The organism is Amycolatopsis sp. GM8, assembly GCF_021653975.1.
Taxonomy (GTDB): domain Bacteria; phylum Actinomycetota; class Actinomycetes; order Mycobacteriales; family Pseudonocardiaceae; genus Amycolatopsis_E.
In genome coordinates, this window is record NZ_JAJKFK010000006.1 from 102,257 (window position 1) to 115,396 (window position 13,140).

Genomic DNA, 13,140 nt, shown 5'->3' on the forward strand with positions numbered 1-13,140 from the left:
GGCGTTCGCCGGTCCGGCTCGGGACCTCGCGGTCCGGGTGAGAGGATCCGTCGCGGCGTGGAGAGAGGACGGACGAATGCACCGGGACAGCGGCTGGACCCGGTCCGTGCCGCAGTGGCTGGCCGGCGGCGCGGCGGTCGCACTGGGGGTGGTCGTGCTGCTGGCCGCGCTGGCCGGCGGGACTCCCTATACCCAGGTCGGCAACGGCGATCCAGGCCTGCTGGTGTCGGTCGGCGCGCCGGTTTTGCGGCTGCTGGCGGACTTGTCGGGAACGGTCTGTGTGGGCGCGCTGGTGTTCGTCGTCACGTGCACGCGGCCCCGCGAGGGAAAGCTGACCGGCGCCGGCTATGGCGAAGTGCGGTGGGCGGCGGTGGCCGCCGGGGTGTGGGCGGTCTCCGCCGTGCTGCTGGTGCCGTTCAGCGCCGCCGACACGGGCGGGCTGCCGCTGCCGGTGGTGCTGGCGAACCTGCCGGGCCTGCTCGGCGCGCTGGAACAGCCGAAAGCCTGGCTGTGCACGGCTTTGCTCGCGCTGCTGGTCGCGGCCGGGGCCAGGATGACGTTGCGCTGGGCGCCTGCCGCCCTGTGGTGCGGGGTGTCCGTCTTCGCCGCGTTGCCGCCGTTGGTCACCGCACACGGTTCGTCGGACACGGGCCATGACCTGTCACTCGCGGCGATCGTGGTGCACGTGCCGGCCGCGATGATCTGGTTCGGCCTGCTGCTCGCGGTGCTGCGCCAGGCCCGGCGTCCGTCCGGTGACCTCGCGTCGCTGGTGCGGCGCTACGACCGGGCCGCCTTGTGGTGCTGGGTCGTGCTGGCCCTGTCCGGCCTGGTCCTGGGTGGCGTCCTCGTCCCGGCGGCGGACCTGTTCACTACCGCCTATGGCCTGGCACTGGTGACCAAGATGGTGCTCGCGGTCGCCGCCGGGATCGCCGGGCGGCTGCTGGCCCGCCGGGCCGCGCGCAAGTTGGCGACCCGGCCCGGGGACCGGCGTGGCGTGCTGGCGTTCGCCGCGGCCGAGGTGACGCTGCTGTCGGCGGTCGTCGGGTTTTCGGTGGGGTTGAGCCATTTGCCCTTGCCGGGTTTCCTCGGCAAGGTCCTCAGCACCACGCGGACCTTGCTGGGCTACGACCTCGCCGGGCCGCCGACAGTGCTGCGCCTGCTCGGCGACTGGCGGCCGGACCTGTTCTTCGGTCCGCTGGCGCTGCTCCTGCTGGTGGGGTACCTGATCGCGGTGCGTCGGCTCGGCGGTGACTGGCCCCGCACCCGGACCGCCGCGTGGATCGCGGGTTGTGCCGTGCTGGTGCTGGCCACCTGCTCGGGGATCGGCCGGTACGCCGCTGCCATGTTCAGCGTCCATCAGGCGAGTCACATGCTGGTGTCCATGCTGGCCCCGGCCTTGCTGGTGCAGGGCGCCCCGCTGAGCCTGCTGGCGCGGGCCGCCCCGGCTGGCCTGCCCGGGTTCGCCGAGGTGACCCGGCGGCTGGCCGGCACGAGATTGGTGCGGGTGCTGACCCATCCGGCGGTCGCGCTGGTGCTCTTCGCCGGGTCCCCGTTCCTGCTGTACTTCACCGGACTGTTCGACGCGCTGGTGCGGTTCCACTGGGGTCACCTGCTGATCAACGTGTGGTTCCTCGCCGTGGGCTACCTGTTCTTCTGGGTCGTCGCCGGGGAGGATCCGGCGCCCCGTCCGCTGCCCGCCATCGCCCGGCTCGGCGTGCTGCTGGCCGCGATGCCCGCCGACATCCTCTTCGGGGCCATCCTCATCGGCGGCGACCGGATCGTGGGCAACGGGCCGGCGTCGTCGAACCTGTACCAGGCGCTGGCCCTGCCGTGGGTGCCGGACTTGGCCGCGGACCAGCGTGCCGCCGGGCTGATCGCGTTGGTGCTGGGGGAGTTGACGCTGCTGGTGGCGCTGGGCGCATTGCTCGCCCGCTGGGCGCGTGACGACGGAAGCGGCTTCGCGGACTACGAACAGCTGGCGCGGACAGTGCGGGCGGAATCCGGCTGACCACAATGGACGGACGCCGCTCAGGGATGTTCGCGGTCCCGGGGCTGGGCCATTCTGGCGAGCATGGCGTTGTAGGCGCGCAGGGCTTCCTCGTCCTCGTCGACGTTCACGTCCTCGTCGAGCGCGCCCACAGCCCCGCTCAACGCCGACCGGCGCGCCGATTCCAGCCAGGAACCGAGATCACTGCCCTCGGCGGACGAGGAGACCCAGGCGGTGATGACGATGATCGCCAGCGCGGCCATCAGCAGGTCACCGCCGACCCACATCATCGCCCCGCCCCAGTGCAGATCCGTCACCGCGTCCGGCCCCCAGCCGCGGTCCGGGACGATGTAGGCGGGGAACGGGGCGCGCGGCGTGATCAGCAGGGTCACCCCGACCACGGTGTCCACCACCATGCCGGCCAGCAGCACGATCAGGCGCAGCAGCGGGGCGAGCCGGCGGCCGGCGGGTTCCGCGGCCACGATCGGCAGCAGGAGAAGGTAACCGCTGCTGAGGTAGAGCAGTTCCTCCACACCGTGCAGCCACGGGATCGTCGCCGCGCTCTGCTGGAACGGGGTGAGGTGCGTGCCGGCGACCACTACGGCGTAGTACACGAACGCGAAGACCGGGTGGGTGAGCACCGCGACGACCCGGCTTCGCGCGATCTTGCCCAGTGCGGCGCGCGATCGCGGCCCGCACGCCCGGCGCAGCAACTCCAGTGGGCGGCCGAGGATCAGCAGCGTCGGCGCGACCATGATGAGCAGCAGGTGCTGTGCCATGTGGACGGCGAACAACGTGGTGCTGTACGCGTTCACACTGCCGCCGGTGGCGATCGCGCAAATCACCAGGCCCAGGGCGAACCAGAGGGTGTCCCGGCGCCGCCAATCCCGCACCCGGACCAGGCCCATGATGTAGAGAATCGCCGCCGCCAGCAACAGGATCGCCACGACGACGGGCATGTCCCAGTCCGTCACCGCGGCGTGCCACGTCAGGGGAGGACGCATCGGTTCTCACACTCGATCTCGAAAGGGGCCGCTGAACCCTCATTGTGGCACCGGGTGATACTGGCGAACGAGCAGGCCGCCCGCGGCCGCCGGGAACGCGCACGAAAGAAGAAGTTGATCCGGTCATGACCGAAGTGCTGCCCAGCCGTACCACGGAACCGGTCGAGCTCGCGATCGGCGGGATGACGTGTGCCGCCTGCGCGGCGCGGGTCGAACGCAAGCTGAACAAGCTCGACGGCGTCGCGGCCACCGTGAACTACGCCACCGAACACGCCACTGTGACGCTGACCGCACCGGTTCCGATGGCACGGCTGATCGCGCAGGTCGAGGGCGCGGGCTACACCGCGCGCGAGATCGAGCGCGGCGACCGCGCGGACGGGCGGGACCGGCTCCGCTCGCTGTGGCGGCGGCTCGTGGTCGCCCTGCTGGCCGGGGTGCCGCTGGCCGATCTGTCGATCACCCTCGCGCTCGTGCCTTCGCTGCGTTTCCCGGGCTGGCAATGGGTTCTGCTCGCACTGACGCTGCCGGTCGTGACGTGGTGCGCCTGGCCATTCCACGCGAAGGCGCTGCGCGCGGCCCGGCACGGCACCGGTTCGATGGACACCCTCGTGTCGCTGGGCATCATCGCCGCCGCGGGCTGGTCGATCTACACGATGTTCGGCCGTAGTGGCGGCGCGCACGCGCAGGGCGTGTGGGGGCTGATCCTGCAGCCCGCCGGATCGAGCTACCTCGATGTCGCCGCGGGCGTGACGATCTTCGTGCTGGCCGGGCGGATGTTCGAGGCGCGCGCGAAGCACACCGCGGGCACCGCGTTGCGCGCACTGGCCGAGATGGGCGCCCGCGATGTCGTGGTGCTCGGCGACGACGGCGCCGAGCACCGGGTGCCGATCGCGCGGCTGCGGGTCGGTGACCGGTTCGTGGTCCGGCCCGGCGACACGGTGGCCACGGACGGTGTCGTGGTGTCGGGCGCGTGCGCGGTGGACACCAGCGCCATGACCGGAGAGTCCGTGCCGGTCGAGGTCATGGCCGGTGACGCGGTGGTCGGCGGCACGGTCGCGCTCGGCGGGCGGCTGGTGGTGCGGGCGGAGAAGGTCGGTGCGGACACGCAGCTGGCCCAGCTGGTGCGCCTGGTGGAACGGGCGCAGAGCGACAAGGCGGCGGTGCAGCGGCTGGCGGACCGGATCGCCGGGGTGTTCGTGCCGGTCGTGATCGCGCTGGCGGTGGCGACCCTGGGCGGCTGGCTGCTCGGCGGTGTCCCGGTCGAGCGGGCCGTCAGCTGCGGGCTGGCCGTGCTGATCATCGCCTGCCCGTGCGCGCTGGGCCTGGCCACGCCCACCGCGCTGCTGGTCGCCTCCGGCCGCGGCGCCCAGCTGGGCGTGTTCATCAAGGGACATCAGGCGCTGGAATCGGCGCGCGCCATCGACACGGTCGTGCTGGACAAGACCGGAACCGTGACCACCGGCCGGATGGCGGTGGCCGGGATCCAGGTCGCGGACGGGGTTTCCCGGGCCACCGTGCTCGGCCACGCCGGCGCGGTGGAGAACGCGTCCGAACACGGTGTGGCCCGCGCGATCGCCGACCTGGCCCGTGCGGAACTGGGCACGCTCGCCGACGTCGAGGATTTCCGGGCGCTGTCCGGTCTCGGCGTGCGGGGCCGTGTCGGCGGGCAGGAGGTGCGGGTGGGCACCGTCCGGCTGATGCGGGCGGAGGGGGTCGCGATCCCGGACGCGCTCGAGCAGACCCGCGCGGATTGGGAGGCGCGGGGCCGCACGACGGTCGCGGTGGCGATCGGCGACGAGGTCGCCGGGGTGCTCGCGCTGGCCGACACCGTCCGGCCGGGTGCCGCGGACGCCGTGGCGGAGTTGCACGCACTCGGCCTGCGCACGGTGATGCTGACCGGTGACAACGCGGCCACCGCCCGTGCCGTGGCCGCCGAGATCGGCATCGGCGAGGTGATCGCGGAGGTGCTGCCTGCCGACAAGGCGGATGTGATCGCCCGGCTGCGGGCGGACGGCCGCACCGTCGCGATGGTCGGCGACGGCGTCAACGACGGTCCCGCACTGGCCGGCGCGGACCTCGGGATGGCGCTGGTGACCGGGACCGATGTCGCCGTGGGCGCCTGCGACCTGATCCTGATGCGCACGGATCTCGCCGTGGTGCCCGCCGCCGTGCGGCTGGCTCGCGCCACGCTCAAGACGATCCGCGGCAACCTGCGGTGGGCCTTCGGGTACAACATCGCCGCGCTGCCGCTGGCCGCGGCCGGCCTGCTCAACCCGCTCATCGCGGCGGCCGCGATGGCCCTGTCGTCGCTGTTCGTGGTGTCCAACAGCCTGCGGCTGCGCCACTTCGAGCACTCCGGCGAGGCCCGGGCGCGCGGCTGAGCCCACGTGCGGCAGGTCGCTGACCCGGTGGTGCAGGGTGTCGATCCTGACGCACACCGTGTCGCGCCAGCTCGGCCGCAGGCCGGGCCGGTTGAAGATCACCGCCGGACGCGGTGTCCGCCGGTGTGGTGGTGGCCGGTATTTCCCGCAGGTCATGTGGAGCGCCGGTCGGTTTCCGGCATCCGGGCGGAACGGCTCAGGCTCCTTGTGCGATGGCGATTTCCGGGTCCGCCGAGAGCAGGCCGCGGAGTGATCGGATGGCGTGTCCGGACACGAAGGGGTCGAGCCCTTGGCGGCGCCAGGCGGTGAGCGGAAGTGGCTCGGGGAGGGGAAGGTCGCCGCGGGGGATGAGGCCTTCCGGGGTTTGGCCGAGGGTCGCGAGCAGGGCGACGCCCAGGCCCGCGGCCGCGGCGGCGTGCACGCCGGCGAGTTGGTTGGCTTCGGCGCCGATCTCGGCCGGGATTCCGTGGCCTGCCAGGGTTTCCAGCGCGCTGGTGCGGAGCGCGCACGGGCTGTCGAAGGCGACGAGCGGCACCGGCCCCGTGGGCCGTGTCCATCCCGGCGCCGAGTACCACGTCAGTTCGAGATCGCCGACAGGGGTCGCTCGCGGATCGTCGGTCGCGCCGGGTAGCAGTGCGAGATCGAGCCTTCCCGTAGCAAGGGCTTCCCGAAGCGCGGTGCCGCGATCGAGGCGGTACCGGACGCGATGGTCGGGCAGTGCGGTGCCGAGGGTGGCGCTCAGGTGGGGGAGAAGCTGCGCCGCGGCGTGTTCGGTGGAGCCGATCACGATCGTTTCCTCGTTTTCGACGCCGAAACTGCGGAGCGCCTCGTCATGCAGGGCGAGGATCCGCCGGGCGTAGCCGAGCAGCTGTTCGCCGGCGGGGGTGAACCGTGACCGGCGGCCGTCCCGGGCGACCAGGCGCCGCCCGGTCGCCGCTTCGAGCTTGCGTGTGTGCTGGCTCACGGCGGCCTGGCTGAGGTGGAGATACGTCGCGGCGCGCTGGAAACCGCCGCGATCGGCCACTGCCACGAAACTGCGCAGCGGCACGATATCCAGTATCTGGTCCATGCCCCGGAAAGCTACGGGAGCATTCATCGTGGACGGTAATGCATCCGCATCGTGAAACATCGTTGGACATGGTTCGCGCCCACCCTGCATGCTCAGGGACATGAAGCGGTCTGCCGGCATCACGCGCTTGTCCCTGACAAGCCGCCGCTGGCTCGACCACGCCCGCTGCGGCACCGCGATCTGTCCGGCCGCCTGACTCCAGCGCGCCCCTTTTCTCCCAACTTCTTCCGTCGGCACGGAAAGAAACGGATCATCATGTCCCGTCGCACTCTCAAGCTGGGCGCCGTCCTGCTCGGCGTCGGTGGACCCGGCCAGCACGGCACCTGGCTCGACCCCGGGATCCCGGCCGACGCCAGCGTGGACATCCGCTGGTACATCGCGCGTGCGCGACAGGCGGAAGCGGCGAAGTTCGACCTCGTGTTCATCGTCGACAGCCAGTTCATCACCGAGAACTCGCCGAACCACTACCTGAGCCGGCTGGAACCGCTGACCCTGCTGTCCGCGGTCGCCGTGCACACCAGCAACATCGGCCTCGTCGGCACGATCACGACCTCGTACAACGAACCGTTCAACGTGGCCCGCCGCCTGTCCTCACTGGATCACATCAGCTCGGGCCGTGCCGGCTGGAACGTGGTGACCAGCGGCGACGCGGGCACCGCCGGCAACTACAGCCGCGACGAGCACTACGACTACGCCACCCGCTACGGGCGCGCGCTGGAGCACATCCGCGTCGCGCAGGGGCTGTGGGATTCCTACGAGTCCGATGCCTTCCCACGGGACAAGGAATCCGGCGTGTTCTTCGACGCCACCAAACAGCACCGGCTCGACCACAAGGGCGAGTACTTCTCGGTGGTCGGCCCGCTCAATCTTGAGCGTTCACCGCAAGGACAGCCGGTCATCTTCCAGGCCGGCGACTCCGAAGAGGGCCGCGATCTCGGTGCCACAGTCGGGGAAGTGATCTTCACTCACGCCGCGACGCTGGCGCAGGCACGGGCCTTCCGCACCGAGATGCGGGAACGGGCCGCGGCCAAGGGGCGCGACCCGGAAACAGTGCTGACCCTGCCCGGGATCCACGTCGTCATCGCCGGCACCGACGACGCGGCCAGGGCGAAAGAGGACGCACTGCTGGGCACCAAGAGTTTCGATCGCGCGCTCAAGGAACTCGGTCGTCCCTTCGGCTGGCACGATTTCACCCAGCACGACCTGGACGCGCCGTTCCCGGACATCGGCGACGCGGGGCAGCGAAGCTTCCGGACCCAGGCGAACGCCATCAAGAAACTCGCGCGGGACAACGATTTCACCCTGCGCCAGGTGGTCGAGCACCTCACCGGCTCGGCACGGTCGCCGTTCGTCGGATCGCCCGAGACCGTCGCGGACACCATCCAGTACTGGTTCGACGAAGGCGGCTTCGACGGCATCAACATCACCGTCAACGCCCCGGCCGAGTTCGCGCTGTTCACCGATCGCGTGCTGCCCATCCTGCGCGAGCGCGGCGTGGTCCGGTCCGAGTACGAGTCGACCACATTGCGCGGCAACCTCGGCCTGCCGGTCCCCGAGAACCGCCACACCGCCGCGCGCCTGTCCGTCCCCGCTTCCTGACCCGCCAGAGAAAGACAGAACATGTTCCTGCGCAACAGAATCCGCTCCGCCCTCGGGGTCGTCCTGGTCGCGGCGCTCGCCGCGGTGCTCAGCGCCTGCGGTAGTGGCGGGGCGTCCACTTCGGGTGGCGCCACGCTCAAATGGGCCAGTTCCTATTTCCCGACGCATTGGGATCCCGTGGTTTCGGGCAGCGGCGCCCAGTTCCGGGAACTGGCACTCGTCTACGCCTCGCTGACCCGGACCGACGACCAGGGCCGCGCCGTGCCCGACCTCGCGCAGAGCTGGGACTACAACAGCACGGGCGACCAGGTGACCTTCCACATCCGGCCGGGACTGAAGTTCAGCGACGGCGAACCGGTCGACGCGGCGGCGGTCAAGGCGGCCATCGACCGGGCCAAGAGCCAGAAGAACTCCGCACTGTTCGGCGATCTCACGTCCATCAAGTCGGTCACCGCGAACGGTCTGGACGCGGTGGTCCAGCTGACCCAGGTCGACCACCAGATCCCGCAGTTGCTCGGCGAACGGGTACTGCAGATCGCCAGCCCCAAGGCCGCGCAGGACCCGGCGAAGCTCGACCAGGCCCCGATCGGCGCGGGCCCGTTCGTCGTCACCCAGCTGATCCCGGGCACCAAGGTCGTGCTCAAGAAGAACCCCGACTATTGGGATGCCAAGAACATCCACATCGACAATGTCGAGCTGACGTCCGCGCCCGACGCGTCGGCTGTCGTGTCGAGCCTGCAGACCGGGGTCTACAACTTCGCGGACATTCCGCCGAGCCAGGCCGATGCCGCGAAGAAGGCCGGTCTCGACGTGTTCGTCCAGCCCGGTTTCAACGCGTCCAACATCAGTCTGAACATCAACAAAGCACCGTTCAACAATGACAAGGTCGTCGACGCCGTGCGGTACGCGACCAACCGGCAGGAGTTCGTGGACAAGCTGACCTTCGGCTACGGCTCGGCCACGGACCAGCCGTTCCCGGAGGGTTACGTCGCCTACGACCCGGAGTCGAAGAACCGCTATCCCTACGATCCGGCGAAGTCCCGGCAGCTGCTCGCCGAGGCCGGATACAAGCCCGGGGACATCAAGCTCGATCTCGTCATCCCCACCGCCGATCCCGCCGCGGAGATCGTCCAGTCCCAGCTGGCGGCCGTCGGCATCACCGTCGACATCAAGGTCAACAAGAACTGGGCGACCCCGTTCTTCGCCAAGGACCTGACGTTTTCGTTGTACGGCACCACCGGCCGCGACTCCGCGCTGCAGACATTGACCGCCCACTTCGGACCCAATGGCCCGCTCAATCTGAGCACCCCGTACGAGCCGGCCGGTTTCGAGGACGCGGCGGCGAAGGTCCGGCAGACCCCGCTGGACGCGCCCGACTACCCGCAGGTGCTGCAAGCCGCCACGAGGGTGGGCCTGCAGAGCAAGGCGCTGGTGTTCACCTATTCCCAGCCGAACCTGGTCGCCAAGAGCAAGTCGATCTCGGACCTGCCGAAGAACCCGGCGCATATCGACTGGACGGGTGTGACGATCGGTGGCCGGTGAGGTTTTCGTCTCCGCCCGCCCGGTGTTCCTGACCCGGGCGCGCCGCACCGGTGGCCAGGTCCTGGTGACGCTGGCGCGCTCGGTCGCGATCTTCGTGCCGGTGTTCGTCGTGGGCACCTTCGTGACGTTCGCGCTGCGCGGCCTGAGCGGGCTCAGCCCCGCGCGGTTCCAGCTGGGCGAGGACGCGACACCGGAGGCGATCCACCAGCTCGAAAGTTCGTGGGGCCTGGACCGGCCGTTCCTGGCGCAGTACTGGAGCTGGTTCACCGGTGTGCTGCACGGAAACCTCGGCACCAGCTGGTCCAACGGCGCCGACGTCGCCACCCTGATCGGCCTCGGGCTCGGGGTGAGCCTGTCGGTGGCGCTGCTCGCGCTGGTCATCGGCGTGGTGGCGGGCTTCGCGCTCGGCACCCTGGCCGCGCTGCGCCGCACGACGTGGATCGACCGCGCGATCACCGGTTTCGTCACCGTCATCTCCACGATGCCGGCGTTCGTGGTCGGCATCGTGCTGGTGGAGATCTTCGCGGTCGGGCTCGGCTGGTTGCCCTCGGCGGGCTACGTGCCGGTGGCGGACGGGGCCGGCCCGTGGCTGGCCCACATCATCCTGCCGGCGCTGGCGCTGAGCGTCGACATCGTGGCCGATGTGGCGCGGCAGCTGCGTACCGGATTGGTCAGTGCGTACCGGGAGAACTACGTGATCGGCGCTCGAGTGCGCGGCCTGAGCCCTCGCCGGATCTTCTTCCGGCACGTGCTGCGCAACGGTCTCGGACCGGCATTGGCGACGCTCGGGTTCCGGTTCCCGATCCTGATAGGACAGTCAGTGGTCGCGGAGTGGATCTTCGGTCTGCAGGGCTTCGGCCGGTTCGCCAATGACGCCGCGCAGGCCGGCGACGTCCCGGAGGTGCAGGGCGTGCTCGTGGTGTCGGTCGTGATGGTGGTGGTCTTCAACCTGATCGTGAACATCGTCCTCGGCCGGGTCGCGCCGGCCTCGCGCAGGGGAGTGTGAGACGTGCTACGCGGGATCTTCGCGCTCGTTTCGGGGCGGGTGGCGGTCGTCATCCTCACGGTCATCGCGTTGCTGGCGATCTTCGGGCCGCTGCTCGCGCCGCACGATCCGCTGGCCACGAGCACCGACCTGCTGGCCGGGCCGTCGGCGGATCACTTGCTGGGTACGGACAATCTCGGCCGGGACGTGTTCAGCCGGTTGCTGGAGGGCTCCCGGATCAGCATCCTCGGTTCGCTCGAGGTCGCCGCGACGGCGCTGGTGGTGGGCGCGATCCCGGGCATCCTGTCGGTGTATCTGGGCCGGGCGTTCGAATGGCTGACGCTGCGGCTCGCCGACACGCTCGTCGCGCTGCCGTTCCTGCTGTTCGCGGTCGCGGTGACGGCGTTGCTGGGCAACGGGATCACGCAGGCGATGCTCGTGACGGGCGTGCTCGTGTCGCCGCTGTTCTACCGGGTGGGCCGGGCGGCGACGATGTCGGTCGCGCGATCGCAGTACGTGGAGGCGGCGCTGATCTCCGGTGCCTCGCTGGGCTGGATCGTCCGGCGGCACGTGTGGGCCAAGGTGCTGCCGCCCATCACAGTGACACTCGCCTACATCGTCGGGATCGGCTTCATCGTCGTGTCCAGCCTGAGTTTTCTCGGGATCGGGGTGCAGCCACCGGCCCCGACGTGGGGCGGCCTGCTCGCGTCCGATCTCGGTTTCCTCAGCTACCAGCCCTGGGCCCCGTTCGTGCCCGCGTTGCTGATCATGCTCACGGTGTGGGCGTGCAACCTGCTCGCCGACGCCATCCGTGACGTGTCGGGCGAGGCGGGACGGGCCCTGATCAACGCCCGGAAGGTCCGGGCCAACCAGGTCGCCACCGGAGGTGCCGCATGACCAGTCTCGCCGAAAGCCCCACGGTCACCAATGTCGCCGACCCGGTACTCGCCGTGCGCGATATCCATGTCTCCAATCAGGTGGACGGCCGCGAGATCGTGCGGGGGGTGAGTTTCGAGCTCACCCCGGGCAAGGTAGTCGGCATCGTGGGGGAGTCGGGCAGCGGCAAGACCATCACCTGCCGGGCCGCACTGGGCATCCTGCCCGAGCATTTCGCGATCTCCGGTGGCACCGTGCACATCCTCGGCCAGGACATCGCGACCCTCACACCGGCACGGTGGACCGCGCTGCGTGGCTCGTCGATCAGCGCCGTGTTCCAGGATCCCGCGTCCTATCTGAACCCTTCGATCCCAGTGGGACCGCAGATCGCGGAGGTCATCCGGGTGAAGAAGCGGCTCGGGCGCCGCGAGGCCCGCCGCCGCGCGCTCGACCTGCTCGCGGCGGTGCACCTGCGCGACCCCGCGCTGGTCTACACGCAGTACACGTTCGAGCTGTCCGGCGGGATGCTCCAGCGGATCCTGATCGCGGCCGCGATCGCCGCGGACCCGCGGGTGCTCATCGCGGACGAGGCGACGACCGCGCTCGACGTGACGGTGCAGGCGGAGATCCTCGACCTGCTCGCGGACCTGCGAGAGAGCACCGGCCTCGCGCTGGTGGTGGTGTCACACGACCTCGCCGTGGTCGCGCAGTTGTGCGACGAGGTGCTGGTCATGCGGGAGGGCGAGGTGGTCGAACAGGGCCCCACGAGCCAGGTCCTCTACCACGCCGAGCACCCCTATACGCGGCTGCTCATCGGCGAACACGAGCAGTACGGCCTGGACGCCTTCCTCGACCGGACGGAGCCGGGGCGATGATCCTCGAGATCAGTGACCTTGATGTCCACTATGGACGGCGAAGGCGGCGGCGCCGGGCGCTTTCCGGTGCGTCGCTGACGGTTTCGCCGGGCGAGATCGTCGGTCTCATCGGCGAGACCGGTTCTGGCAAGTCCACGCTGGCCCGTGCGGTGCTCGGGCTGGTGCGTGCCTCGTCGGGCCGGATCGTGGTCGACGGCGAGGACGTCACCGGGTACCGCGACCGGCAGTGGCGGGCCCTGCGCCGCCGCGGCGTGGTCCAGTACGTGTTCCAGGATCCCTTGCGCAGCCTCGATCCTGATCTGTCCATCATGGACTCACTCGTCGAACCACTGCTGGTGCGTGGGAGCTCCCGCGCCGACGCCGCCGGACGGGCCCGCGGCTACCTGTCGCGGGTCCGGCTCGACGAGGAACTGCTCGAACGCCTGCCCGGCGAACTGTCCGGCGGGCAACGCCAGCGGGTCGCCGTCGCTCGCGCGCTCGTCACCGAACCGAAACTGGTGATCCTCGACGAGCCGGTCAGTGCCCTGGACTCGGCCAACCGGGTGCAGATCCTCGAGATCGTCAAGGACCTGCGCGCGGCGGGCGTCGCCTTCGTGTTCATCTCGCACGACCTCGGCTCGGTGGCCGGGCTCGCGGATCGCATCGCGGTGCTCTACCAGGGCGAACTGGTCGAGGCCGGACCGGCGCGCGACGTCGTCACCAATCCCCGGCACACCTACACCCGCCTGCTCATCAGCTCCGCGCCGACGCTGCGCACGGCCTCCGCCGGCCGTGCGGAGCGCGCGGCGCTGCGTTCGCATCTGGCCGCCTGAAAGGAAAACG

10 protein-coding genes are annotated in these 13,140 nt (G+C 70.4%); 8 read left to right on the plus strand and 2 right to left on the minus strand.

What is annotated here, in order from left to right; genetic code table 11:
- Positions 1–76: 76 nt before the first annotated feature.
- Positions 77–2,008: a cytochrome c oxidase assembly protein gene (locus tag LOZ83_RS26855; protein WP_236794470.1), complete on the plus strand. Its 1,932-nt coding sequence runs from the start codon at positions 77–79 to the stop codon at positions 2,006–2,008.
- A 20-nt stretch (positions 2,009–2,028) separates the two neighbouring features.
- Here LOZ83_RS26855 and LOZ83_RS26860 read toward each other — a convergent pair whose 3' ends face one another.
- On the minus strand, positions 2,029–2,991 hold the full coding sequence (locus LOZ83_RS26860; protein WP_236794471.1) for a cytochrome c oxidase assembly protein: 963 nt from the start codon (positions 2,989–2,991) through the stop codon (positions 2,029–2,031).
- 125 nt (positions 2,992–3,116) lie between these two features.
- Here LOZ83_RS26860 and LOZ83_RS26865 point away from each other — a divergent pair, with 125 nt between their 5' ends.
- Entirely contained in the window at positions 3,117–5,372 is a 2,256-nt protein-coding gene (locus tag LOZ83_RS26865) for a cation-translocating P-type ATPase (protein WP_236794472.1), read from the plus strand.
- A 196-nt stretch (positions 5,373–5,568) separates the two neighbouring features.
- Here LOZ83_RS26865 and LOZ83_RS26870 read toward each other — a convergent pair whose 3' ends face one another.
- The gene (locus LOZ83_RS26870; RefSeq protein WP_236794473.1) at positions 5,569–6,441 is read right to left on the minus strand and encodes a LysR substrate-binding domain-containing protein; all 873 of its coding nucleotides are present in this window, start codon (positions 6,439–6,441) and stop codon (positions 5,569–5,571) included.
- A 255-nt stretch (positions 6,442–6,696) separates the two neighbouring features.
- On the opposite strand from LOZ83_RS26870, the gene LOZ83_RS26875 reads away from it, so the two are divergent.
- The 6 genes from LOZ83_RS26875 to LOZ83_RS26900 are packed head-to-tail and all read left to right on the plus strand — an operon-like array spanning position 6,697 to position 13,130.
- Positions 6,697–8,040, plus strand: coding sequence for an LLM class flavin-dependent oxidoreductase (locus tag LOZ83_RS26875; protein ID WP_236794474.1), 1,344 nt, complete (start codon positions 6,697–6,699; stop codon positions 8,038–8,040).
- 21 nt (positions 8,041–8,061) lie between these two features.
- Positions 8,062–9,582, plus strand: a complete 1,521-nt coding sequence (locus LOZ83_RS26880; protein ID WP_236794475.1) for an ABC transporter substrate-binding protein — start codon at positions 8,062–8,064, stop codon at positions 9,580–9,582.
- Entirely contained in the window at positions 9,572–10,588 is a 1,017-nt protein-coding gene (locus tag LOZ83_RS26885) for an ABC transporter permease (protein ID WP_236794476.1), read from the plus strand. Before LOZ83_RS26880 ends, LOZ83_RS26885 begins: the two co-directional genes overlap by 11 nt.
- 3 nt (positions 10,589–10,591) lie before the next feature.
- Positions 10,592–11,464 carry an ABC transporter permease gene (locus LOZ83_RS26890; RefSeq protein ID WP_236794477.1) on the plus strand — a complete coding sequence of 291 codons (873 nt, stop codon included), beginning with the start codon at positions 10,592–10,594 and terminating at the stop codon, positions 11,462–11,464.
- On the plus strand, positions 11,461–12,318 hold the full coding sequence (locus tag LOZ83_RS26895) for an ABC transporter ATP-binding protein (protein WP_236794478.1): 858 nt from the start codon (positions 11,461–11,463) through the stop codon (positions 12,316–12,318). The genes LOZ83_RS26890 and LOZ83_RS26895 overlap by 4 nt, the downstream gene beginning before the upstream one ends.
- A complete protein-coding gene (locus LOZ83_RS26900; RefSeq protein WP_236794479.1) occupies positions 12,315–13,130 on the plus strand; it encodes an ABC transporter ATP-binding protein in 816 nt (271 codons plus the stop codon). The genes LOZ83_RS26895 and LOZ83_RS26900 overlap by 4 nt, the downstream gene beginning before the upstream one ends.
- The last annotated feature ends 10 nt before the right edge of the window (positions 13,131–13,140 follow it).

What these genes read in the sequence shown, in the direction of transcription:
- LOZ83_RS26865 (WP_236794472.1), top strand. Translation starts at nt 3,117, where the DNA reads ATGACCGAAGTGCTGCCCAGCCGTACCACGGAACCGGTCGAGCTCGCG.
- LOZ83_RS26895 (WP_236794478.1), top strand. Translation starts at nt 11,461, where the DNA reads ATGACCAGTCTCGCCGAAAGCCCCACGGTCACCAATGTCGCCGACCCG.
- LOZ83_RS26870 (WP_236794473.1), bottom strand. Translation starts at nt 6,441, where the DNA reads ATGGACCAGATACTGGATATCGTGCCGCTGCGCAGTTTCGTGGCAGTG.
- LOZ83_RS26860 (WP_236794471.1), bottom strand. Translation starts at nt 2,991, where the DNA reads ATGCGTCCTCCCCTGACGTGGCACGCCGCGGTGACGGACTGGGACATG.
- LOZ83_RS26880 (WP_236794475.1), top strand. Translation starts at nt 8,062, where the DNA reads ATGTTCCTGCGCAACAGAATCCGCTCCGCCCTCGGGGTCGTCCTGGTC.
- LOZ83_RS26855 (WP_236794470.1), top strand. Translation starts at nt 77, where the DNA reads ATGCACCGGGACAGCGGCTGGACCCGGTCCGTGCCGCAGTGGCTGGCC.
- LOZ83_RS26900 (WP_236794479.1), top strand. Translation starts at nt 12,315, where the DNA reads ATGATCCTCGAGATCAGTGACCTTGATGTCCACTATGGACGGCGAAGG.
- LOZ83_RS26875 (WP_236794474.1), top strand. Translation starts at nt 6,697, where the DNA reads ATGTCCCGTCGCACTCTCAAGCTGGGCGCCGTCCTGCTCGGCGTCGGT.